We start from the raw sequence: 22596 nt of genomic DNA, 5'->3' as shown, positions 1-22596 counted from the left end.
CGGACCGGCCCTGTCAAGGGGCGGGGCGTGATGACGGCGGCCTGCCAGCGCCGCCGCCAGGGCTCAACCGGCCATGTTGGCGATCACGCCGACCGCCACGATCATCAGGATCAGGCCACCCACGACCATCAGGCCGCCAAGCACCAGCATCACCACGGTGACCGTACCCAGTTCGCGGCGCTGCAGGTGCGGCTGGTCGGTATAGGCCCAGCGGTCCACCACGACGGTGTCGCAGATCATGTCGTGCAGGGCCTGCTTGCGGTCGGTGAACGCCGCCATCAGGTAGCCGATGCACAGGATGATGCTGCTGAGGATGGTGGCGAAGTAGCGGCCGATGCTGCGGCCCAGGGTGAGACGCTCGCCGTTGCCGCGCACGACCTTGATGCCGATGGCCATCTTGCCGGGCGTGGCGCCGCCCGCGGAGGCGTGGAACCAGCCGTAGTAGGCCAGCGAGATGACCAGGCCGGCCAGGCCGCTGACCAGCTGTGCGACCAGCCCGGTGGCGGTATCGCCCCCTCCCGCCGCGCCCATGCCGACACCGATGCCGACGCCGAGGATCATGCCGATGATCCAGCTGGGGATGAGCAGGATGAAGTAGTCGATGAGGTAGGCCGCGAACCGCTTCCAGAAGCCGGCATAGACCACCTCGCCACCCTGCACGGCCTGTGCGTAGTCGCCGCCGGTTGCGCCCGGGGCGCTGTAGGGGGAGCTGCTCAGGGCGCCGGTGCCCGGCAGCGGCGCGGTGCCGCTGTCGATGGCGGCGTAGTCACCGCGCAGGTCGAAGCCGCCCGAGGCACTGGTTTCGGTGGCGTCGGCCAGGGTCTGCAGGCCCAGTTCGTCCACGACCTGGCGCAGGGCGGCCCACTGGCCCATCCCCTCGCGCCACACCAGCGTGTCCAGGGTCAGCTGCCCGCGCTGGAAGCGCTGGCGGATATCGGTGACCGGGAACGGTCCCTGGCGTTGCTGTCCTTCGGCGAAATACCACTCAGTCATTGCGTTCCCCTGTTGGGTCGTCCTTGGATGTCATGCAGCCTGGAGTGCCGACGGCTCAGCCGCGGCACTGCACAGGCAGATACTTGTCGTCGCTTTCGCCGGTGCATTCCCAGCGTCCGCTTTCGCGGTCGTATTCCTGCCACAGCAGATCGCCGTCGATCGTCTTGCCGGGTGCGGCCAGGGTGGCTTCGATACCGCAATGGCCATTGTTGAAGCGGCCGATGTGCACCGCCGACAGGCCCTGGCTGGCAAAGCTGCCTGCGTCGGGGAAACCGGCATCGTTGGCGCCCGGGCAGCGTCCCTGGTCGTCGGCGAAGCGCTGGACCTGTTCCTTCAGCGGCTGCAGGGCGGTGATCGCACCGGCAACCTTGGCCTTCACGGTGTAGTCGTTGTAAGCGGGCAGGGCGATCGCGGCCAGGATGGCCACGATCGGCACCAGCACCAGCAAAGCGGCGCCCGCGATGATTGCGGTCAGCGCGCAGCCGGACAGCCCTTTTTTGGGGGGCGGCAACGTAGCGCTGGCGGCGGCGCGGTAAGGCGTTTCCGGCGGCAGGATGGGCGGTTGCGGGGCGGCCGGTGGTGGCGGTGCAGTGGCCGGTGCATCCACGGCCGGCACGATCAGGCCCAATTCGTCGACCACGCTGCGCAGGGGCTGCCATTGCGGCAGCCCGTCGCGCCAGACCAGCGTGTCCAGGGTGATTTCGTTGCTGCGGAAAAGCTCGATCAACTGCTCCGCCGGCAACGGGCCTTGCTGGCGGTTGCCTTGGGCGTGAAACCACTCACTCACGGGGACGCTCCTGAATGCGCTCGGTCCCCCAAGTGTACGGTCAGTGCAGGGGTTCTGGCTCGTCCATGAACATCTGCGTTTCCATCCAGGCATAGGCCGCTTCGGCGCCCGGCTGGTTGAACAGCACCATCAGCACGACCCACTTCAGGTCGTCCAGGTCCAGCTCGTCCTGGTCCAGGGCCATGGCGCGGTCCAGCACCAGCTCGCGCTGGTCGGCATCCAGGATGCCGTGCTGTTCCAGGTACAGCAGGAAGCCGCGGCATTCCACGTCCAGCTTGTCCAGCTCGGGGCCGTGGAAAATGCGCACGGGGCCGTCGACCCGGGCCTGCGCCACGCTGGGCCGCTGGGCCGCCAGCGCGTCAAGCCAGTCGAACGCCTTGTTGATCTCGGCGGGGCTGAAACCGGCCTGGATCAGGCCATTCTGCAGGGAATCGCGGTCACGGATCAGATCAGCATCTTCGCTGAAATAGTGTTCAAACAGGTACAGCAGTACGTCCAGAATGCTCTCTTTCATTGCCCCTCGGCCTGCGTCGCGCGACGCTGTGGAGGTGAAGAAACTAGGGAGTCCGACAGTAGCGGCCGTGTACGCACACCACGATTCCCGCCAGTTCCATGGCCAGCAGCATGGAGGACACCTCAGGCGCCGTCAATCCACAACGCGTGATCAATGAATCCATACTGCTTGGGTTGTCGTCCAGTGCCCGCCACAAGCTCTGGTAGTCAGGGTCGTTCACCCACCGGTCCGGCAGGTCTGCCGGCGGTGCCTGTTCAGTGGGGGTGCCCAGGCGGCTTTGCAAGCCGGGCAGCTGCTGGCGCAGGGCAGGGGCCAGCAGCTCCAGTACGTCCTCGGGGCGTTCGATCAGGGCCGCGCCCTCCCGGATCAGCCGATGGCAGCCGGCGGCCCGCGGGTTCAGCACCGAACCGGGCACCGCGCCGACCTCGCGGCCGGCCTCTGCGGCCAGGCGGGCAGTGATCAAAGCGCCAGAGCGCTGGGCGGCTTCGACGACCACGGTGGCCAGGGCCAACCCGGCCACCAGCCGGTTGCGGGCCGGAAACTGTCCCGGCCGTGCCGGCGTGCCCGGTGGGTACTCGCTCAGCACGGCCCCTTCGGCGGCGATGTGGGCCTGCAGGCGGGCATTGCCGGGGGGATAGGTCAGGTCCGGGCCGGTGCCGATGACAGCCACCGTGCGCCCGCGCGCGTCCAGTGTGGCGCCATGGGCGGCCGCATCGATGCCGGCGGCCAGGCCGCTGGTCACCGCCAGGCCGGCCTCAACGAAGCACTGGGCGAAGCGCGTGGCCAGGGCGCGCCCGGTGGGCGTCGGCGAGCGGCTGCCGACCACGGCCACCGACGGGTGCCAGGCGACGTTGGGGTCGCCGGCCACGAACAGGGCCAGCGGCGGCTGCGGGATGTCCTGCAGCAACGGCGGAAATGCGGGGTCGGTGCAGCCCAGCAGCTGCTGGCCGGGTTGCTGCAGCCAGCGCAGCGTGGCGGCCAGCGCGGTTGGGTCGGGCTGTTGCAGCGCCGCGCATTGTTCGGCGGAACAGCCATGGGCGCGCCAACCGGCCACCCCCAGGGAAAGGGCGGCGGCGGCATCGCCGCTGGCCAGCAACAGGGCGCGGCGTGGCGCCAGCGGCCCGCCGGCCAGGACCAAGCGGGCGAGGGCTTCGGGGGCAGGTTCGGAGCGGGGCATCGGCCGACTATCCGGCACGGGCGACGAAGGCGCCCTAGGGCGCCTTCGCATGGTGGTGTAAGGGGAATCCGCCGCGGCGGGGTGGGGTCGACTACCGCGCGCGGCGCGGGGTTTCGTGGGCCGATCGAAAAGCAGTCGACCAACGGTCGACTCTACCGGGAGAATCCGCCGCGGCGACCGCTGTCGGGGGTAGAGTCGACCGTTGGTCGACTTCCGCGCGCGGCGCGGGGTTTTCGCGGGCGGATCGAAGGGCAGTCGACCAACGGTCGACTCTACCGGGGGAGTCCGCTGCGGTGGGGTGGGGTCGACTGCTGTCGGGGGTAGAGTCGACCGTTGGTCGACTTCCGCGCGCAGCGCGGGGTTTTCGCGGGCCGCCACAAACAACGAAGGCGCCCTGGGGCGCCTTCGCGTAGTGCTTTCAGACCGCTGCGCTTACTTCGCGTCCGGGTGCTGGGCGCTGTAGCCCACCTTCACTGGCTTCACGCCCTGCATCACCAGCGCGTAGCTGACGTTGTCGAAGGTGCGGAACACCATCGCGTGGGCGGCATACTCGTCCGGCAGGCTGACCCGGCCCGCGCCGGTGGACGGTGAATCGTCCATGCGCGAGGAGTTCGGGTACTTCATGCGGTGGGCGACATGACTGCCCTGGCGCCACAGCGAGAACACGGTGCCGTTGTCCACGCCCTGGCTGCGGCCGGCCGAGATGGCGATGACGTCGCGCGGGCCGCCGGCATTGAACATGTCGGCCACGGCCAGCACACGCACGTCCAGGCCTTCCAGGCTGGCGGCCGGTACATGCGGGAAGAACTGCAGGTCGTACGGCTGCGCTTCCACCTGCACCAGGCGGTCACCGGCGCGTACTTCACGGCCGTTGCTGTTGGCGTCCAGCATCAGGGTGGAGGCTTCGGTCCTGCCGCCGGCCACCTGGGTGATGGTGCCGACGCCAACCTGGGCCAGTTCATAGCCCAGCACGCCGCGGCGATGGTTCGGGGTGTTGTAGGCCTTCCACAGATTGCCGCTGCCCGGGGTGACATCCCCATTGGCGGTCAGGTCCTCGGTCGGCTTGGGCTGGCCGTAGCGCACCGTCGGGCGGACCACCGCCCAGCGCTGGCCAACCTGGGCATCGGCCAGGCGGACATAGGCGGCCTGGCCGCTGGTGGCGCGCAGGCGGTTCTCTTCCAGGCCGACCACGTAGGGCAGCTGGTCGATGCTGTCGACCACGCTCAGCTGCTTCAGGAAGGGTTCGACCTCCGACAGCGGCACGCCGGTCAACGGGGCCTCCGTGCGCGGGCCGGGCTGGGCCGTCACGCGGTCCAGGTAGGCCAGGCTGAGCACGTCGCCCGGGTAGATGAGATGCGGGTTGGCGATCTGCGGGTTGGCCTGCCAGATCTCCGGCCACAGCCAGGGCTTCTGCAGGAAACGACCTGCAATGTCCCACAGCGTGTCCCCTTTGCGGACCACATAGGTGTCCGGGTGCCCGCCGTTCACTTCAACAGCGGTAGCATAGGCAGCCACGGTCAGCATCGCCGCAGCGACGACCGTACGAAAACGAAGCAACATAGGTGCGAAGCCCTGATTCCCCAACAGGTTCGCGCACTATAGTCCAGAAACCGGGGCGCAAGGCAAGCGTTGCAGATAGAATCTGCGACGTATGCCGGCGTATCCCCGGCCCCCAACCCGGAAACAGCCATGGCCCTGCTCCCCATTCTTGAGTTCCCCGATCCGCGCCTGCGTACCAAGGCTGCGTTGATCGACGCCGCCGAGGTCACCACCCCGGCCTTCCAGACCCTCATCGACGACATGTTCCAGACCATGTACGACGCCCCCGGCATCGGCCTGGCCGCCAGCCAGGTGGACGTGCACAAGCGCTTCATGGTCATCGACGTGAGCGAAGAGAAGAACGAGCCGCGGGTCTTCATCAACCCGGAAATCGTCGCCAAGGACGGAGGCCAGGTGTACCAGGAAGGGTGCCTGTCGGTGCCGGGCATCTTCGCGGACGTGACCCGTGCCGACACCATCACGGTGAAGTACCTGGACCGCCAGGGGCAGCCGCAGGAGCTGAGCACCGACGGCCTGCTGGCCGTGTGCGTACAGCACGAGATGGACCACCTGGACGGCAAGCTGTTCATTGATTACCTGTCGCCGCTGAAGCGCGAAATGGTGCGCAAGAAGCTGGCCAAGCAGCGCAAGCACGTGGCCTGACCGCCATCGCGGGCCGCCCTTCGCGGTGGCCCCCGCCTGCGCTTCCCGCGCGGGCTGCACGGCGCCGGCCGACGGCGCCGTTGTTCTTTCTGCACGAATCCATCCTGCAAGTGGGGTAGCCATGAGGATTGTCTTTGCCGGTACGCCGGAATTCGCGGTGTCGTCGCTGCGTGCGGCCGCGCGCCATCACGAGGTCGTGGCCGTCTACACCCAGCCCGATCGCCCGGCCGGCCGTGGCCGTGGCCTGGCGCCGTCGCCGGTCAAGCTGGAAGCGGTGGCCCGTGGCATTCCCGTCTACCAGCCGGAAAGCCTGAAGGACGCCGCCGCCGCCCAGCAGCAGCTGCGTGATCTGCAGCCCGACCTGATGGTGGTGGTGGCCTATGGCCTGATCCTGCCCAAGGCGGTGCTGGCCATTCCGACCCATGGCTGCTGGAACGTGCATGCCTCGCTGCTGCCGCGCTGGCGTGGCGCCGCGCCGATCCAGCGTGCGATCCAGGCCGGCGATGCCACCACAGGCGTGTGCCTGATGCAGATGGAAGCCGGGCTGGATACCGGCCCGGTGCTGCTGCACCAGGAACTTCCGATTGCCGCCACCGCCACCGGGGGTGACCTGCACGATGCGCTGGCCGCACTGGGTGCGCAGGTGCTGTCCGATGGCCTGGGCCTGCTGCGCGCGGGCATCAAGCCGATCGCACGGCCGCAGCCGGCGGAAGGTGTCACCTACGCACACAAGCTGGACAAGGCCGAAGCGAAGCTGGACTGGGCGCAGGACGCACAGGCCCTGGCGCGTACCGTGCGTGCGTTCAACCCGTGGCCGATTGCCGAAGCGCAGTTGGCCGGCGAGCGCGTGCGCATCCACGGTGCGGTGGCGCTGGACCTCGCCCATGGCCAGGCCGCTGGCACCGTGCTGGCGGCCGGCCGCGAAGGCATCGACATTGCCTGCGGGCAGGGCGCCCTGCGCCTGCGCGTGCTGCAGCGCGAGGGCGGCAAGGCGATCACCGCCGCCGACTACCTCAATGCGCGCCGCGACCTGCGCGTGGGAGCGTAAACCGGTGTCGAAGCAGAACGATTTCTCCATTGCCAAGGCCGCGCCGGGCGCTGCGACCCGCATGCTGGCCGCCCGCGTGCTGGCCCAGGTCTTCACCCGTGGCCGTTCGCTGAAGGCCGAACTGGCGTGGGCCCTGCCCAAGCTGGCCGACACCCGTGACCGCGCGCTGCTCGAAGCCCTGTGCTTCGCCGTGCTGCGCCGTCGCAGCACCTACGATGCCGCGCTGCAGGCGTGGATGCAGAAGCCGCTGTCGGCGCGCGATGCGGACCTGCGCACCCTGTTGATGGTGGGTTTCGCCCAGCTGGACGTGCTGGAGCTGCCGGCCCACGCGGCCCTGTCAGCCACCGTGGATGCCGCGCGCGCGCTGGGCCGCGAGCGCCAGGCGGGCCTGGTCAACGCCATCCTGCGCCGTGCGCAGCGTGAGGGCTTCCCCGAACAACCCGCGCGCGACGCGTTCCCGGCCTGGTTGGCCGAGGCGGTCGAGCGCGACTGGCCGCAGCAGGCCGAGGCGATCTTCAGCGCCAGTCTGCAGCCGGCACCGCTGTGGCTGCGCGCCAACCGCCAGCAGGGTGGCCGCGACAAGGCGCTGGCCGCACTGGCCGAGGCCGGCATCGCCGCCGAAGCCAGCCCGCTCAGCGACGATGCGCTGCGCCTGGCCGAGGCCAGCCCGGTCAATCAGCTGCCGGGCTTTGCCGACGGCGCGCTGTCCGTGCAGGACCTCTCGGCGCAGTGTGCGGCCGATGCCCTGGCGCCGCCGGCCGGTGCGCGGGTGCTCGACGCCTGCGCCGCACCGGGCGGCAAGTCGGCACACCTGCTGGAACGCGACCCGAGCCTGCGTCTGCTGGCGCTGGACATCGACGCCCGCCGCCTGGCGCGGGCCAAGGACACCTATGCACGCACGGGTGTCGGCGAACACGTGCAGACCCAGGTGGCCGACGCCAGCGACACGGCAGCGTGGTGGGACGGCACCCCGTTCGACGCGATCCTGCTGGATGCACCGTGCTCGGCCACCGGCGTCATCCGCCGCCAGCCCGACGTGATGTTCCACCGCCGTGCCGAGGACATCGAGGCACTGGTGGGCGTGCAGGCGCGCCTGCTGGAAGCCTGCTGGGCGATGCTGCGGCCTGGTGGCGTGCTGCTGTATGCCACCTGCTCGATCCTGCGGGCCGAGAACGTGGACCAGGTGCGTGCCTTCCTGAAGTGGCACCCGGACGCCGAAGCGGCACCGCTGGGTGACGCATTTGGCCTGGACTGCGAGGGCATCGCCCGCCAGCGCCTGCCGGGTGAAGACGACGCTGACGGATTCTTCTACGCGCGTCTGCTAAAAACGGCCTGACCTCTCCGCTGTCCGAGTTCCCATGCTGAAAACCCGCGCGTCACGCGAAACGGGGTTGTTCGTAGTGATGGCCCTGCTGGTAATCGGTGCGGGGCTCGGATTGCGCGACCCCTGGCCGTCGGACGAGCCCCGCTTCGCCCTGGTCGCCAAGCAGATGGTGGACAGCGGCCAGTGGCTGTTCCCGCACCGGGGGCTGGAGCTGTATTCGGACAAGCCGCCCATGCTGATGTGGTGGCAGGCCACCGTGTACAGCCTGATCGGCAACGCGCGGGTGGCCTTCCTGCTGCCCTCGCTGATCGCCGCGCTGGGCACCTTGTGGTGCGTGGTCGACCTGGGCCGGCGGCTGTGGACGCGGCGGGTCGGCCTGTACGCCGGCTGGGCGTTGCTGTTCGCACTGCAGTTCACCTTCCAGGCCAAGAAAGCGCAGATCGACCCGCTGGTGGTGCTGTTCATCACCCTGGCCAACTACGGGCTGCTGCGCCACCTGCTGCTGGGGCCGGCCTGGCGCTGGTGGTGGGCCGGGTGGTTCTTCGCCGGCATCGGGGTCATCACCAAGGGGGTCGGGGTGATCGCGCTGCTGATGATCCTGCCGGCGGCCATCGCCTCGGCGCTGCACTGGCCGCGGGTGCGCCTGCACGCACGCGACCTGCGCTTCTGGCTGGCGCCGCTGGCCTTCGTGCTGGCCCTCGCGCTGTGGCTGGTGCCGATGGTGATGACCGCGCTGGCGGCGAAGCCTGGCGAATACCAGGCCTATCTGGACGACATCCTGTTCCGGCAGACGGCCAAGCGCTACACGCAGTCCTGGGACCACCACCAGCCCTGGTGGTACTTCCTCGGCACGATGCCGTCGATGTGGATCCCGGCGTTCCTGGCCCTGCCGTGGGCGATCCCCGCGTGGCGGCGGCGCCTGCAGCGACGCGATGCGCGCTACCTGCTGCCGCTGGCCTGGTGGCTGATGATCGTGCTGTTCTTTTCCCTTCCGCACGGCAAGCGCGACGTCTACATCCTGCCGGCGCTGCCGATGTTCTGCCTGGCCCTGGCGCCCTTGATGCCGGGCCTGCTGCGCCGTCGCGACATGCAGTGGGTGCTGGGCGGCTTCACCCTGCTGCTGGCGCTGGGCACCCTGGCTGCCGGCGCGTCGGCCCTGCTGGGTACGCCTGGGTTCGAGGCGCGGCTCGTGCAGGAACGTGGCCTGGCACCGGGCGCGATGGAGGCGTTGGCGTGGGCGGCGCTGGCCATGGGCGGGGCGGGCATTGCCGGCCTGCTGTTGTTCGGCCCGTCGCGCCGCCACCTGGCGCTGGTGTCGATGCTGACGGTGGTGTGGGTGCTGTACAGCCTGGTCGGCTATCCGGCGCTGAACGATTCCAGTTCGGCGCGCGGCCTCATGCATTCGGTGGGCACGCGCATCGGCGCCGATGCGGAGCTGGGCCTGGTGGCCTGGAAGGAGCAGAACCTGCTGATGGCCGACCGGCCGGCAGCGACCTTCGGCTTCAACGTGCCCTGGCACGAGCAGTTGCAGGCCGGGGTGCAATGGCAGCGGCTGTCGCCGCAGCGGCGCTGGCTGCTGGTGCGTGAGGATGCGCTGCTGTCCTGCGTGGAGCGCAGCGGGGCGGTGCTGGCCGGTGTCGCCAACCGCCGCCGTTGGTGGTTGGTACCGGCGTCGGCGGTGCACGGCCCCTGCGAGCCCAGCGAAGCCGAACTGAAACGTGAACGGTGGTTGCAGAAAAGTGAGCAATAACGTGGCCGCTGGCTTGTCCAGACTGCCCAAGCGTGGACAAAGGCAGTAAAACATCAGGCGGGCGGCCCGCGACACGGCCGCCGTTTTCTTCCGCATGACCGCAGCGATCATTCCCGACGTGCCAGCTTCACCGGACAACCTGAGCCCTTCCCACGCCCATCCGCTGCCCGCGCCTGCGGGCGGCCGCCTCGGCGCCGCGCACTGGATCGCACAGATCGGCCTGTTCTGCATGCCGGCGCTGGTACTGACCGTACCGGTGAACCTGTTGCCGTATGCGCTGACCCTGCTGGTCAGCTCGCTGCTGGCGCCCGAACTGCTGTGGCGCGCGCGGGGCATGGGCGGCACCCCCGTGCGTGCGCTGACCTGGATGATGCTGGCGGCGGTGGCGCTGGGCCTGCTGTCGGTGCTGCTGTTCGAGCAGGGGCTGCGTGACGTCGACAACCGTTCCCGGTTCCTGGTGATCCCGTGGATCGCACTGTGGGTCTGTGCATTGCGCCCGGACCTGCGCTGGTTGTGGCGCGGCGCGCTGGCCGGGTTGCTGGCCACCTTCGTGCTGTCGCTGGTGCAGGTGCTGCAGGGCGCGCCGCGTGCCGAACTGAGCACCAACGCCATCGTGCTGGCCGACATCGTGGTCATGCTGATGGTCCTGCTGGTGTTCTGCCGCCCGTCGCGGCGCTGGTCGCTGGTGATCGTGGGCATGGCGGCCGGCTGCGGCACCATCGTGCTGACCGGCAGCCGTGGCGTGTTCGCCGCCCTGTTGGCGCTGCTGGTGGTGCTGGCCCTGAGCCTGCGCTGGCGGACCGGTGTGGCCCGCCTGTCGGTGCTGGCCGGCATGTTGGCCATCGGCGCCACGCTGCTGCTGTCGGTGCCCGAACTGCGCCACCAGGTGCGCCTGACCGAGCTGCACAGCGATGTGCAGAAGCTGGAGCAGGGTGACGTCGATTCCTCTGCCGGTGCGCGCGTGGAGCGCATGCAGGTGGCCTGGGAGACCTTCCTCGATCATCCGTTGACTGGCGTGGGCATTGGTCACTTCGACAGCGCCATGCAGCGCGTGCCGGTGTGCCGGGACGACCCGGCCGAAGTGCGCTGCCACTTGGGCCATGCGCACAACGATGTGGCCGAATGGGCCGCCACCCAGGGCCTGCCCGGCCTGTTGATGCTGATCGCGGTGTACGGCGTGCCGCTGTGGGTGTTCGTTTTCCTGCACCGGCGCAGTGGGCGGGTCACCTTCCGTGGGCCGGCGGCGGCCGGGGTGATGATCGTCATCGCCTACGTGCTGTGCGGGCTCACCCAATCGATGTTCGCCCACCAGATGACGGCCAGTTTCTACGTGACCATCGTCGGCCTGCTGACCGGCCTGTCGCTGCTGGAAGGCGCACGCCACCGAGCGAAGGCCTGACGTCTGCAGCGGTAGGTGCCGACAGAGTTACCGGTAGGTGCCGACCGTTGGTCGGCACAGGGGTTCTGCAGTGGTGGGTGCCGACCGCTGGTCGGCACAGATGCCGGATCAATCGTTGCGCGGGTCGGCCACGGCCTGTCCGTTGCCCAGCATCCACAGCATGATGGTCTTCTGCCGCACGTAGTTGGCGCGCACGTAGGCGTACACCAGGCCGTGCCAGCCATCGCGGAAACCGCCGCGGAACACGAAGCCGCGCCAGAACCGCCAGGCCGGCGCCAGCACCAGCTTGCCCAGGGTGGCCCGCTTGCCACGCGCGAACTCGTGCTCGGCCATCATCCGCGCGTACTTTTCGGTCTTGGCCAGCTGCTGCTGCAGGGACCGGTACGGGTAGTGGATGAGATCGCCCCGCAGGGTGCCGACGCTGCCATCGACGCTGGCGGCTTCGTGGATCTCGCGCTTGCCGCGCCAGCCACCGCGGCGGCGGTCGAACAGGCGCATCACCCGGTCCGGGTAGGCGTTGCCGTGGCGCAGGAATCTGCCGAAGTACTCCGACAGGCGCGCGAAGCGGTAGCCGGCGTGGCCAGCGAATCCGCCCTCGCGGGCCTGCTCGATGGCCGCGCGCAGTTCCGGGCTGATGCGCTCGTCGGCATCCAGGCACAGCACCCAGTCGTGGCGGGCCTGTTCGACGCAGAACGCCTTCTGGCTGCGGAAGCCATCGAACGGACGCTGCAGGACGCGGGCGCCTGCGGCCTCGGCGATGGCCACGGTGGCATCGGTGGACTGGGAATCCACCACCACGATCTCATCGCAGAAGGCCAGCGAGGCCAGGCAGTCGCCGATGCGCCCGGCCTCGTTGAACGCGATAATGCAGGCCGAGATGCGAGGCCGTTCGATGGGAGCGGTCGTGGAGGACATGATGGCCGGGTACCTGTTGTTTGCGACGGAGCGCTATGCGCTGCCTATTCTCGCCCCGTTGGCGCAGGCGTTGCACGCGTCCGGGCAGGAAGTGGCCGCCTGGTTCGAGGGCGGCGCGGCCGGCAGCCGCCTGCCGGGTGTGCCTAATATCGGCCTGAAGCAGGCCCTGGCCATGCGCCCGCGCGCGGTGTTCAGCGCGGCCAACTGGGTGCCGACCTTCCTTTCCGGGGCCAAGGTGCAGCTGTTCCATGGCTTCAACGTGGAGAAGCGGGACAGTGCGCGTGGCCATTTCCGGGTACGCGGCATGTTCGATCTGTACTGCACGCAGGGGCCCGCCACCACCGCGCCGTTCCGGCAGATGGCCGAGCAGCAGGGGCACTTCGCCGTGGCCGAAACCGGCTGGCCGAAGCTGGATCCTCTGTTCCGCGACGATGGCGGCGAAAGCGCCGCGCTGCGTGCGCTGGCTGCCGGGCGTCCGGTCATCCTGTTCGGCTCGACGTTCACCGAGCGCCTGAGCGCGGCCCCGCACCTGCTGGCGCCGATCGCCGCCGACATCGCTGCCGGTGATCACTACTGGCTGCTGACCCTGCATCCCAAGTGCCCGCCGGAACTGTTCGAGCGTTACCGCGCGCTGGCCGGCGCCAATGCGCGCTTCGTCGAACCGGAGCAGGTGATGGCCGCCCAGCGCGCGGCCGACGTGCTGGTGTCGGATACCTCGTCGATCGTTTCGGAGTTCATCGTCCAGCACAAGCCGGTGGTGACCTTCCGCAACCGCGTGCCCAAGCCGCACATGATCGATTTCGACGATGCCACGCAGCTGCCGGCAATGCTGCAGCGCGCGCTGCATCCGGACGCCGCGCTGCAGGCCGAGATCGTGCGTTATGCCGATGCCATCCATCCGTTCCGCGATGGCCGTTCGAGCGAGCGGGTGATTGCCGCCACCGAGGATTTCCTGTCCGGCGAAATGGGCGCGCTGCGCCGCAAGCCATTCGGCAGCTGGATGCGCGACCTGCAGATCCGCAAGGACCTGGGGTATTGGGGCCCGTCGCAACGGTGAGATATTGCCGGCCGCTGGCCGGCAACCTCGGGGATGCATACGGTTGCCCGGTAGAGTCGACCGTTGGTCGACTGCTGTTGATCCTCGCCGCGAAAACCCCGCGCTGCGCGCGATGGTCGACCAACGGTCGACTCTACCGGCGGTTTTTCACGCACGCGGTGATGTCCGGTAGATCCACGCCATGCGTGGATGCCTGCGTTGCCGGGTAGAGTCGACCGTTGGTCGACTGTTGTTGATCCTCGCCGCGAAAACCCCGCGCTGCGCGCGATGGTCGACCAACGGTCGACTCTACCGGCGGTTGTTCACGCACGCGGTGATGTCCGGTAGATCCACGCCATGCGTGGATGCCTGCGTTGCCGGGTAGAGTCGACCGTTGGTCGACTGTTGTTGATTCTCTGCCCGAAAACCCCGCGCTGCGCGCGATGGTCGACCAACGGTCGACTCTACCGGCAGTTGTTCACGCACGCGGTGATGTCCGGTAGATCCACGCCATGCATGGATGCCTGCGTTGCCGGGTAGAGTCGACCGTTGGTCGACTGTTGTTGATCCTCGCCGCGAAAACCCCGCGCTGCGCGCGATGGTCGACCAACGGTCGACTCTACCCGCGGTTGTTCACGCACGCGGTGATGTCCGGTAGATCCACGCCATGCGTGGATGCCTGCGTTGCCGGGTAGAGTCGACCGTTGGTCGACTGTTGTTGATCCTCGCCGCGAAAACCCCGCGCTGCGCGCGATGGTCGACCAACGGTCGACTCTACCGGCGGTTGTTCACGCACGCGGTGATGTCCGGTAGATCCACGCCATGCGTGGATGCCTGCGCTGCCGGGTAGAGTCGACCGTTGGTCGACTGCTGTTGATCCTCGCCGCGAAAACCCCGCGCTGCGCGCGATGGTCAACCAACGGTCGACTCTACCGGCAGTTGTTCACGCACGCGGTGATGTCCGGTAGATCCACGCCATGCGTGGATGCCTGCCTTCACCAGCGCAGCTTGCGCCGCGCCAAGGCCGCCGCCAGCTGCTCCATCACCTGCTGTGCCTGCGCCTGCGGCAGGTAATTCAGCGCCAGTGCCACATCGCCATGCGCGCCAGCCGTGTCCAGCTGCAGGCTGGCGGTGCCCAGCAGCTTGTCCAGCGGTGATCGCTGCAGGCGCAGGCCCTGCACCTTGTCCAGTTCGGCCCAGCGCCACCATCGTTTCCACCAGCCGCCGCGCACGGCCACGTACTGGTCGTCCAGGTGCCAGCCCATGCGCGCCATCTGCCGCTGCGCCACCAGCAGCGCCACCGGCAGCCACGCCAGCACCAGCAGGCCCCACGGCCCCCAGCGCCAGTACGCGCCCGCCGCCAGCAACGGCACCAGCACCAGGCTGCCCAGGCTCAACCGCCACCAGCCGCGCTGCGGCAAGGCATGCCACTGTGCGGGAGGCCATTGCAGCTGCGGCAGCAGGTGCCGGACCAGCCCTTCGCAGGTGGCCGCCGCGGCCAGTGGTGCCAGTTCGCGCAAGGCGCGGTCGTCATCGCGGGAAGGACCACCTGCCGCGCTGTCGATGCGCAGCTGGCGCAGGCCAAACCAGCGCTGCAGCGTGCCTTCGCGCAGGGTCCAGGCCTGGATGCGCCGCCGCGCCACGCTGCTGCGGGTACGGCTGAGCAGACCGGTGGACACCGTCAGCCTGCGTTCGCGTTCGCTCAGGGTGAAGCCGTGATAACGCAGCACGGTCAGCACCACCGACAGCACGCGCAGCCCCAGCCAGCCCAGCAGCAGCGCGGCGGCCACCAGCAGCAGCGTGCCGGTCAGGCCGGCGTGCAGGTGGCTGAAGTAACCGAAGGCCTGGCGGCCGCCACGCTGGATCGCATCGTCCATCATCGGCCGCGGCACGGTCTGGAACAGCACGCCGACCGCGGCGGCGGCCAGCGCCCAACCGCGGTTGGACAACAGGCCCATGCGCACGACGTCCCACGCCGACAGGCGCAGCAGTACCTGTTCGTCTTCGTCGCTGGGTGCGTCCTGCGGCGCATCGCTGGCCACGGCCTGCGGTGCCTGCCCGCGCTGGCGCACCAGTCGTTCCAGGGCGAGTGCCTGGTCCAGCTTCAGTACCCGCATCTCGGCTTCCGGGCGCACGCCACCGGCCGATTCCAGGCGAAGCTCGGCCACCCCGAACAGGCGGTGCAGCGGGTTCTGCCGCACTTCCACGTTGTGGATGCGGGCGAAGGGAATCTCGCGCCGGTTGCGCGACAGCAGGCCGCTGCGCACGGTGATGGCATCGTTGCCGATGCGGTAGCGGTAGCTCAGGTACTGCAGCACCGAGACCAGCACCAGCGCGGCGATGGCCAGCAGCGGAATCAACTGCGCCCACATCGGGTCGCGGTCGCCGCGCTGGCCAAACACCAGCAATGCCACCAGGGGCAGCAGGTAGTGGCGCAACTGCATCAGCAGCACGAACAGCCACGACCACGGGTGCAGGCGATGTTCGTGGCCGTCGCCAGGCAGCGACGGCGGCAGGGGCGGTGGCTGGCTCACAGGGCGTCGGCGTCCTGGTCGAGCTGGTGCGCCAGGGTGTCGCGCAGGCGCTCGGCATCGGCGTGGTCCAGGCCACTCACCGTCACCGCACTCAGGCGGGTGCCGGCGGTGTGCACGATCAGCGTGGCCAGGCCGGCGCGACGTTCCAGCGGGCCACGGCGCAGGTCCAGGTGCTGCACGCGGGAAATAGGAATGCGGGTTTCCAGCTGCCACATCAGGTCGCGGCGCAGGCCCAGCCCCTGTGCGTCCAGCCGCCACCGCGTGCGGGTCAGGCGGCGGTGGCCAAGCCAGGCGCCGAACACCAGGCCGACCAGCAGGCCAACCGGCGCACCCCACAGGCCCCCCGGCAGATCGAAGAACCACCAGGCGGCGGCCAGTGGCGCGCCGGGCACGAACAGGCCGCCGAAGGCGCCCTCGAAGGCGGCCATGCGCGCGGCACGGCGTGGCAGCGGTTGCCAGTGGTCCAGGGGCGGGGCAGGCGAAGGCAGTTCGGTCACGCGGGCGTCCGTCGGCAGCAGGGCAGGGCGGTGGCGGCCGCAGCCGCCCCGCGCAGACGGTAGCAGGTCGGCCGCGTTACTGGGCGGCCTGGATCAGCGCGTCGACGTCGAGCATGTGGCCGGCACGGTCGGCCTTGGTGCGCAGGTACTGTTCGTTCTCGGCGGTGATCTCGCCGGTCACCGGAATGCAGTCCAGCACTTCAATGCCGGCATTGCGCAGGCGCTGGGCCTTGGTGGGGTTGTTGCTGAGCAGCGCCACGCGCGAAATGCCAAGGCCGCGCAGCATCGCCACCGCGCTGCCGTAACGGCGTTCGTCGGCACCAAAGCCCAGCTGGGCATCGGCGTCGATGGTGTCCAGGCCATCGTGCTGGTAGCCGTAGGCGCGCATCTTGGCGGCGATGCCGGTGCCGCGGCCTTCCTGGTCCAGGTACAGCAGCACGCCGCCACCCAGTTCCTTCAGCTTGCGCAGCCCGCGCCGCAGCTGGTCGCCGCAGTCGCACTTGAGCGAACCGAACAGATCACCGGTCAGGCAGGAGGAATGCACGCGCACCGGCACCACGGCCGACAGGTCCGGCTCACCCACGATGATCGCCACCTGGTCGCGCTGGGCCACGCCGCCGCGGAACACCGCGAAGGTGGTCATGCCCACATCGCGCAGCGGCACCGGCGAGCGCGCCACCAGTTCGTAATCGTGCGCCGCATGGGCCGCGCCCTCGGCCAGGTCGCACAGGGCCACCTCGGCGGCACCGTCGAAGGTGGGGTCATCGGCCTCCAGGCGCACGGCCACCATCGCCGGCAGCAGCAGGCCCAGCCGGGCCAGTTCCACCGCCCCGGCATCAAAGGCATCGCCGGCACTCCAGCCGTCCGGCATCGGGCCCGGCTCGCGCAGGTAGCCCAGCGAGGGCAGCGCATCGAAGGCCACACCGGCCAGCGGCAGCCGTGCACCCTCGGGGGCCTCCACGCCAAGCACGCGTGCCCGGGTGGCGGTCAGGAACAGGTAGTGGCGCTCGCGCGCGGCGCTGGCGAAGGCGGCGAAGCTGCTGGCCGTTGCACTGTCCAGCGCGATCACCGCCAGGCGTTGGCCGTGGCCATCGTGCAGCAGCACTGGGCGACCGGCACGCAGCTCGGCCACCGCACGTTCGCAGCGGATCGCGGCGGGATCGCCGAACAGGGAAGAAGCAGGCATGGCAGGACCGGGGGAGGCGGACATCGCAGTCTCTATGGGGGCGCCAGCGTTGTATTCAACGCACGGGCGGGGCGGCCTCTAGTGAGGGTGCGCCTCGGTCGCGTACGGGTCATCCTCGCCACTGCCCGGTGGGCGCAGCGTGTAACGCTTGTAGGTCCACTGGTACTGGGTGGGGTCGCGGCGGGCGATGCGCTCGATGCCGGCATTGAGCGCGGTGGCGGCCACCTGCGGGTCCGGGTCGGCCACCGCAGGATCAGTGGGTTCGATGTGCAGGGCGAATTCCATGTCCGGCCCGATGCGCTCGCACCAGCCGTACAGCACGGTGGCGCCGGTGCGCTCGGCCAAGCGGTTGACCAGGGTCATGGTCAGCGCCTGCACCCCGAAGAACGGCACGAACACGCCGTCGCCGGCCTTGGGCTGCTGGTCGGGCAGGATGCCGGTGGCGCCGCCGTCCTTGAGCACCTTGAACAGCTGGCGCACGGCCGGGCCTTCGGCACGCACCTGCTGCACGTTCTGGCCCCCGCGCACCAGCTGCAGGAAGGCATCGCCGGCCTCGTCCTCCGGCGGCTTGTAGACGATGGCGATCTGCCCGCGGGACGCCAGCCACTGGTTCAACAGCTCCCAGTTGCCGAAATGCGGGGCGGCCACGATCACGCCCTTGCCGCTGGCCAGGGCGGCGTCATACAGGGCCGCGCCGTGCTGCTCCTTCAGGTGCAGGCGCAGGTTGTCGGCCGGCTTCTGGCTCCACAGGCGCAGGGTTTCGATGGCCTGCAGCGCGGTCGAACGCAGCAGCTCGCGGTGCAGGCGGTCGCGCTCAGCGCCGGTGATGTCCGGGTAGGCCAGTTCCAGATTGCGCCGGGTCACCCGGCTCTCGCGGGCGTTCACGCGGATCCAGGCCCAGGCCAGGGCGTGGGCAAACCCCCGCAGCAGCGGCCAGGGCAGGCGGGCGAACAGGGTGGTGGCGCGGTAGACCAGCCGGGCTTTGCGTTGCGGATTCATTGGCCCCAGTTTAGCCAAGGGCGCTGCTATCGTGGCCGGCCCCGTTATCTGGAGCCCTTCGATGCTTGTCCTGATCCAGCGCGTCACCCAGGCCGCCGTGCACGTGGAAGGCGAGGCGGTCGGGCAGATCGGCCCCGGCCTGCTGGCCCTGGTGGGCATGGAGCCGGGCGACACCGAAGCGCAGCTCACGCGGATGGCCGAACGCCTGCTCGGCTACCGTGTATTTGCAGATGAGGCGGGGAAAATGAACCGTTCGCTGCGGGATACCGGGGGCGGGCTGCTGCTGGTCAGCCAGTTCACCCTGGCCGCCGAGACCCGGTCGGGCATGCGCCCCAGCTTCACCAGCGCTGCCCCGCCGGACGAGGCTGAACGCGGGTTCAATCGATTTGTCGAGATCTGCCGTGAAAATCACGCCCCGGGGGTGGAAACAGGCCGGTTTGGTGCCCATATGGTCGTCAGCCTGGTCAACGATGGTCCCGTGACCTTCCTTCTCAGGCCCTGAGCCGCCGGGACCACCGCCCGGCAGGCGGGGCCCCGGGCTGGTATAATGCTACGTTCCCTATTTCTCCCTAGCCGGTGGCGCGAGCACTACATGGCCAACGAACGTCCTGCCCAATCCGAAATCAAGCAACTGATCAGCAAGGGCCTGGAACAGGGCTACCTGACCTACGCCGAAGTCAATGACCATCTGCCGGACGACATGGTCGACCCGGAACAGATCGAAGACATCATCGGCATGATCAACGGCATGGGCATTGATGTCCATGAAGTTGCGCCGGATGTGGAAACCCTGCTTCTCAACGACGGCAACACGGGCAACCGTGAGGTCGACGACACCGCGGCCGAAGAAGCCGCCGCAGCGCTGAGCGCGCTGGACACCGAAGGTGGCCGCACCACCGACCCGGTGCGCATGTACATGCGCGAAATGGGCACCGTCGAGCTGCTGACCCGCGAAGGCGAAATCGCCATCGCCAAGCGCATCGAGGAAGGCCTTTCGCAGGTGCAGGCCGCGCTGGGCCAGTTCCCGGTGTCGGTCGAATCGCTGTTGAACGATTACGACGCCCACAAGGAAGGCAAGAAGCGCCTGGCCGAAGTGATCGTCGGCTTCAACGACCTGGCTGACGAAGAACCGGCGCCGCCGGCCGCCGCGGCCTCCGATGACAGCGACGATGCCGACGCCGACGCCGACGAGGACGAGGACGATGATGTCGACGGCGGCGATGAAGAAGCCGCACCGACCGGTCCGGACCCGGAGGAAGTCGCCGCACGCATGCAGGCGCTGACCGACGCGTTCAATGCCTTCAAGAAGGCTGCCGCCAAGGGCGACAAGAAGAACCTGCCCAAGCTCCGCGAGGAGATGTCGGCGGTGTTCGTCACCCTGAAGCTGCCGCTGCCGCTGACCGACGTGCTGACCAAGCAGCTGCGCGACACCATGGCCGACATCAAGTCGCATGAGCGCCGCGTGCTGAACCTGGCCACCGTCACTGCCCGCATGCCGCGCAAGGACTTCATCCGTTCCTGGGAAGGCAACCAGACCAACCTGGAATGGGTGGAAGACGCACTGAAGCGCAAGCAGAAGTGGTCTTCGGCGCTGCGTGAGGTGAAGGACCAGATCGTGTCCGAGCAGCAGGCCACCATCGACATCGAAAAGCTGACCCTGCTGGACCTGGACGAGCTGAAGGAAATCAGCCGCGCCATGGCCTACGGCGAAGCCAAGGCCCGCAAGGCCAAGAAGGAAATGGTCGAGGCCAACCTGCGCCTTGTCATCTCCATCGCCAAGAAGTACACCAACCGCGGCCTGCAGTTCCTCGACCTCATCCAGGAAGGCAACATCGGCCTGATGAAGGCCGTGGACAAGTTCGAGTACCGCCGCGGTTACAAGTTCTCGACCTACGCCACCTGGTGGATCCGCCAGGCGATCACCCGCTCGATCGCCGACCAGGCACGCACCATTCGTATTCCGGTGCACATGATCGAGACGATCAACAAGTTGAACCGCATTTCCCGCCAGATGCTCCAGCAGTACGGCCGCGAGGCTACGCCGGAGGAGCTGGCCAAGGAAATGGACATGCCGGAAGACAAGATCCGCAAGGTGATGAAGATCGCCAAGGAGCCGATCTCGATGGAAACCCCGATCGGCGACGACGAGGATTCCCATCTGGGCGACTTCATCGAGGACACCAACGTGGAGTCCCCGATCGAGAACACCACCAACATCAATCTGTCTGAAACCGTGCGCGACGTGCTGGCCGGCCTCACCCCGAGGGAAGCCAAGGTGCTGCGCATGCGCTTCGGCATCGACATGAACACCGACCACACGCTGGAAGAGGTCGGCAAGCAGTTCGACGTGACCCGCGAGCGCATCCGCCAGATCGAAGCGAAGGCCCTGCGCAAGCTGCGTCACCCGAGCCGCTCGGAACAGCTGCGCAGCTTCCTGGATATCGACTGATATCCGGGTACCGCTGATGTGTTGAGAGAAACCCCGCTTCGGCGGGGTTTTTCTTTGGTAGTGCCGGGCCATGCCTGGCGGACTGCATGAAGAATTCATAACTTTTACGTAACACTATTTTTGATGCCTCTCCTCGCTTTTTCCACAAAAGTCCTTGTGAAACAATGATTTTTAAGCTTCGTTAGGCTTGCCCTCTGCGTTATTTTGCGATAAATACGTAACACTATTCGTCCCGTAGGCCCTGCCATGGCCCGCCGCGCGCTCCTGCAGCCCGAAGATCTGATCGCCCAGCTTCCCCCCGGCCAGCCGCAACCGGCGGCCGTGCTGGCCGAGCACCTGGGCGTGAACCGCATGACCCTCAGCCGCCTGGTCGCGGCCAGTGGCGATCAGGTCGTGCGGCTGGGCCAGACCCGCGCCACCGCCTATGCCCTGCGCCAGCCCTCCCGCGCCGGCAGCGAATGGCCGCTCTACCGTCTGCGCGAGGACGCCACTCTGGAAGAGCTGGGCCGGGTGATCGCCCTCAGTGGCGATACCTTCCACGTCGACACCAGCCGCGCGCGTCCCAACCTGCTGCGCGCACCGGACGGCGATATCGCCGCCTTCTTCCCAGGCCTGCCGTGGTACCTCGACGACCTGCGCCCACAAGGCTTCCTCGGCCGCAGCTTCGCGCATGGCCGCGCGCGCGGGCTTGGACTGCCTTCGGATCTGACACGCTGGCAGCGCGACGACGTGCTGGTGGCGCTGGTGCATGGCGGCGGCACCGAGACCGGCGATCTGCTGCTGGGCGGCGAGCCCGTGCAGGCGGCCCTGGCCGCGCTGGATGCACCGCCTGACCGCGTGGATGCACGTGACCGGCCGCAGCAGTACCCGCAACGCGCCCGCGCCGCGCTGGGTGGCGAAGACGTGGGGTCGTCGCCTGGGGGCGAGCAGCCCAAGTTCACCGCCACCGTGGAAGGCGACGGCGGGCGCCGCGCCGTGATCGTGAAGTTCGCCCAGCCCGAGGGTGGCGACGCTGCGCAGCGCTGGGCCGACCTGCTGGTGTGCGAACACCTCGCGCTGGGAACCCTGCGCGCCGCCGGCGTGGAGGCCGCCAGCAGTGAGTTGCTGCAGACGCCCACGCATACCTTCCTGGAAGTGACGCGCTTTGATCGCAGCGCCGATGTGCTGGGGCGCCGGGGCTTCGTCTCGCTCCTGTCGCTTTCGGCCGCGTTTACCGGCGAGGCGACTGCGGAGTGGCCACGTGCGGGTGCGCTGCTGCAGGCGTCGGGTTGGCTGTCTGCCGATACCGTGCAGGCCATGGCAAGGCTGCATGCGTTTGGCCGGTTGATCGGCAACAGCGATATGCATCAGGGCAACATCGGTTTCCATTTCATTGATCGCGGCGCGCTGCCGTTGGCGCCTGCGTACGACATGCTGCCGATGTCGTTGGCGCCATCGCGGTTGGGGGTGTTACGGGCGGATGTGGCGTTGGAAGCGGTGGCGCCGCGTGGCAGTGGGGAGCTGGAACACCTGCGCTGGGCCGCGCCGCTGGCCAGTGCGTTTTGGGAGCGGGTTGCGGGGGATGCGCGGGTGGGTTCGGTTGGGCTGCGGGAATTGGCGGCGGCTAATGCCGAGAGGGTGAGGGCGATGGGGGCGCGATTTGGGTGATTACACCCGATGTCGCATCTGCCATTTGAACTCTCCCCGCGACAGCCCCACGCTGGTAGGGCAGATGCTCAACACATCGCGTAGGCGGGCCGGATCTTCACCGGCACCGATGCAGACAGGCAGCAGGCCATGCACACCA

General features: G+C 68.6%; 19 protein-coding genes. 9 read left to right on the top strand and 10 right to left on the bottom strand.

What is annotated here, in order from left to right:
• Positions 1–63: 63 nt before the first annotated feature.
• The 5 genes from C1924_RS17670 to C1924_RS17650 all read right to left on the bottom strand — a co-directional run bounded on the left by C1924_RS17670 (position 64) and on the right by C1924_RS17650 (position 5031).
• Complete coding sequence (locus C1924_RS17670) at positions 64–993, bottom strand: RDD family protein (RefSeq protein WP_108766470.1); 930 nt, start codon at positions 991–993, stop codon at positions 64–66.
• A 55-nt stretch (positions 994–1048) separates the two neighbouring features.
• The gene (locus C1924_RS17665) at positions 1049–1780 is read right to left on the bottom strand and encodes a pilin (protein WP_108766469.1); all 732 of its coding nucleotides are present in this window, start codon (positions 1778–1780) and stop codon (positions 1049–1051) included.
• Positions 1781–1820: 40 nt separating this feature from the next.
• The gene (locus C1924_RS17660; protein WP_108766468.1) at positions 1821–2294 is read right to left on the bottom strand and encodes a DUF494 family protein; all 474 of its coding nucleotides are present in this window, start codon (positions 2292–2294) and stop codon (positions 1821–1823) included.
• Positions 2295–2337: 43 nt separating this feature from the next.
• Entirely contained in the window at positions 2338–3471 is a 1134-nt protein-coding gene (dprA, locus tag C1924_RS17655; protein ID WP_108766467.1) for a DNA-processing protein DprA, read from the bottom strand.
• A gap of 432 nt (positions 3472–3903) precedes the next feature.
• Complete coding sequence (locus tag C1924_RS17650; protein ID WP_108766466.1) at positions 3904–5031, bottom strand: LysM peptidoglycan-binding domain-containing protein; 1128 nt, start codon at positions 5029–5031, stop codon at positions 3904–3906.
• A 129-nt stretch (positions 5032–5160) separates the two neighbouring features.
• Between C1924_RS17650 and def the strand changes: the two genes are divergently transcribed.
• From def to C1924_RS17625, 5 genes are all read left to right on the top strand, one after another.
• Complete coding sequence (gene def / locus C1924_RS17645) at positions 5161–5673, top strand: peptide deformylase (RefSeq protein ID WP_108766465.1); 513 nt, start codon at positions 5161–5163, stop codon at positions 5671–5673.
• Positions 5674–5794: 121 nt separating this feature from the next.
• Positions 5795–6721, top strand: coding sequence for a methionyl-tRNA formyltransferase (gene fmt, locus C1924_RS17640; protein WP_108766464.1), 927 nt, complete (start codon positions 5795–5797; stop codon positions 6719–6721).
• A gap of 4 nt (positions 6722–6725) precedes the next feature.
• Positions 6726–8057, top strand: coding sequence for a 16S rRNA (cytosine(967)-C(5))-methyltransferase RsmB (gene rsmB, locus C1924_RS17635; protein WP_108767114.1), 1332 nt, complete (start codon positions 6726–6728; stop codon positions 8055–8057).
• 22 nt (positions 8058–8079) lie between these two features.
• On the top strand, positions 8080–9795 hold the full coding sequence (locus C1924_RS17630) for a glycosyltransferase family 39 protein (protein WP_108766463.1): 1716 nt from the start codon (positions 8080–8082) through the stop codon (positions 9793–9795).
• Positions 9796–9889: 94 nt separating this feature from the next.
• Positions 9890–11194, top strand: coding sequence for an O-antigen ligase (locus C1924_RS17625; RefSeq protein WP_108766462.1), 1305 nt, complete (start codon positions 9890–9892; stop codon positions 11192–11194).
• Between the two features lie 108 nt (positions 11195–11302).
• On the opposite strand, the gene C1924_RS17620 is transcribed toward C1924_RS17625, so the two are convergent.
• Positions 11303–12109 carry a glycosyltransferase family 2 protein gene (locus C1924_RS17620; protein ID WP_108766461.1) on the bottom strand — a complete coding sequence of 269 codons (807 nt, stop codon included), beginning with the start codon at positions 12107–12109 and terminating at the stop codon, positions 11303–11305.
• Here C1924_RS17620 and C1924_RS17615 point away from each other — a divergent pair.
• Entirely contained in the window at positions 12108–13166 is a 1059-nt protein-coding gene (locus C1924_RS17615) for a CDP-glycerol glycerophosphotransferase family protein (protein WP_108766460.1), read from the top strand. The two genes, C1924_RS17620 and C1924_RS17615, sit on opposite strands and share 2 nt — an antisense overlap.
• A 974-nt stretch (positions 13167–14140) precedes the next feature.
• On the opposite strand, the gene C1924_RS17610 is transcribed toward C1924_RS17615, so the two are convergent.
• The 4 genes from C1924_RS17610 to C1924_RS17595 all read right to left on the bottom strand — a co-directional run bounded on the left by C1924_RS17610 (position 14141) and on the right by C1924_RS17595 (position 18361).
• Positions 14141–15679, bottom strand: coding sequence for a PH domain-containing protein (locus C1924_RS17610; RefSeq protein WP_108766459.1), 1539 nt, complete (start codon positions 15677–15679; stop codon positions 14141–14143).
• A complete protein-coding gene (locus tag C1924_RS17605; RefSeq protein ID WP_108766458.1) occupies positions 15676–16176 on the bottom strand; it encodes a PH domain-containing protein in 501 nt (166 codons plus the stop codon). The genes C1924_RS17610 and C1924_RS17605 overlap by 4 nt, the downstream gene beginning before the upstream one ends.
• A gap of 76 nt (positions 16177–16252) precedes the next feature.
• On the bottom strand, positions 16253–17386 hold the full coding sequence (gene ribA / locus C1924_RS17600; RefSeq protein ID WP_108766457.1) for a GTP cyclohydrolase II RibA: 1134 nt from the start codon (positions 17384–17386) through the stop codon (positions 16253–16255).
• A gap of 54 nt (positions 17387–17440) precedes the next feature.
• Positions 17441–18361, bottom strand: coding sequence for a lauroyl acyltransferase (locus tag C1924_RS17595; protein WP_108766456.1), 921 nt, complete (start codon positions 18359–18361; stop codon positions 17441–17443).
• A 61-nt stretch (positions 18362–18422) separates the two neighbouring features.
• Here C1924_RS17595 and dtd point away from each other — a divergent pair, with 61 nt between their 5' ends.
• From dtd to yjjJ, 3 genes are all read left to right on the top strand, one after another.
• On the top strand, positions 18423–18863 hold the full coding sequence (dtd, locus tag C1924_RS17590; protein WP_108766455.1) for a D-aminoacyl-tRNA deacylase: 441 nt from the start codon (positions 18423–18425) through the stop codon (positions 18861–18863).
• Between the two features lie 90 nt (positions 18864–18953).
• Positions 18954–20810, top strand: coding sequence for an RNA polymerase sigma factor RpoD (gene rpoD, locus C1924_RS17585; RefSeq protein WP_108766454.1), 1857 nt, complete (start codon positions 18954–18956; stop codon positions 20808–20810).
• Positions 20811–21056: 246 nt separating this feature from the next.
• Positions 21057–22457 (top strand): type II toxin-antitoxin system HipA family toxin YjjJ, encoded by a 1401-nt coding sequence (gene yjjJ / locus C1924_RS17580; RefSeq protein WP_108766453.1) that lies wholly within the window; start codon positions 21057–21059, stop codon positions 22455–22457.
• The last annotated feature ends 139 nt before the right edge of the window (positions 22458–22596 follow it).

Source organism: Stenotrophomonas sp. ESTM1D_MKCIP4_1, from assembly GCF_003086895.1.
Classification (GTDB): domain Bacteria; phylum Pseudomonadota; class Gammaproteobacteria; order Xanthomonadales; family Xanthomonadaceae; genus Stenotrophomonas.
The sequence above is the reverse complement of the archived record's forward strand: the minus strand, read 5'-3'. Positions and strand labels throughout refer to the sequence as shown.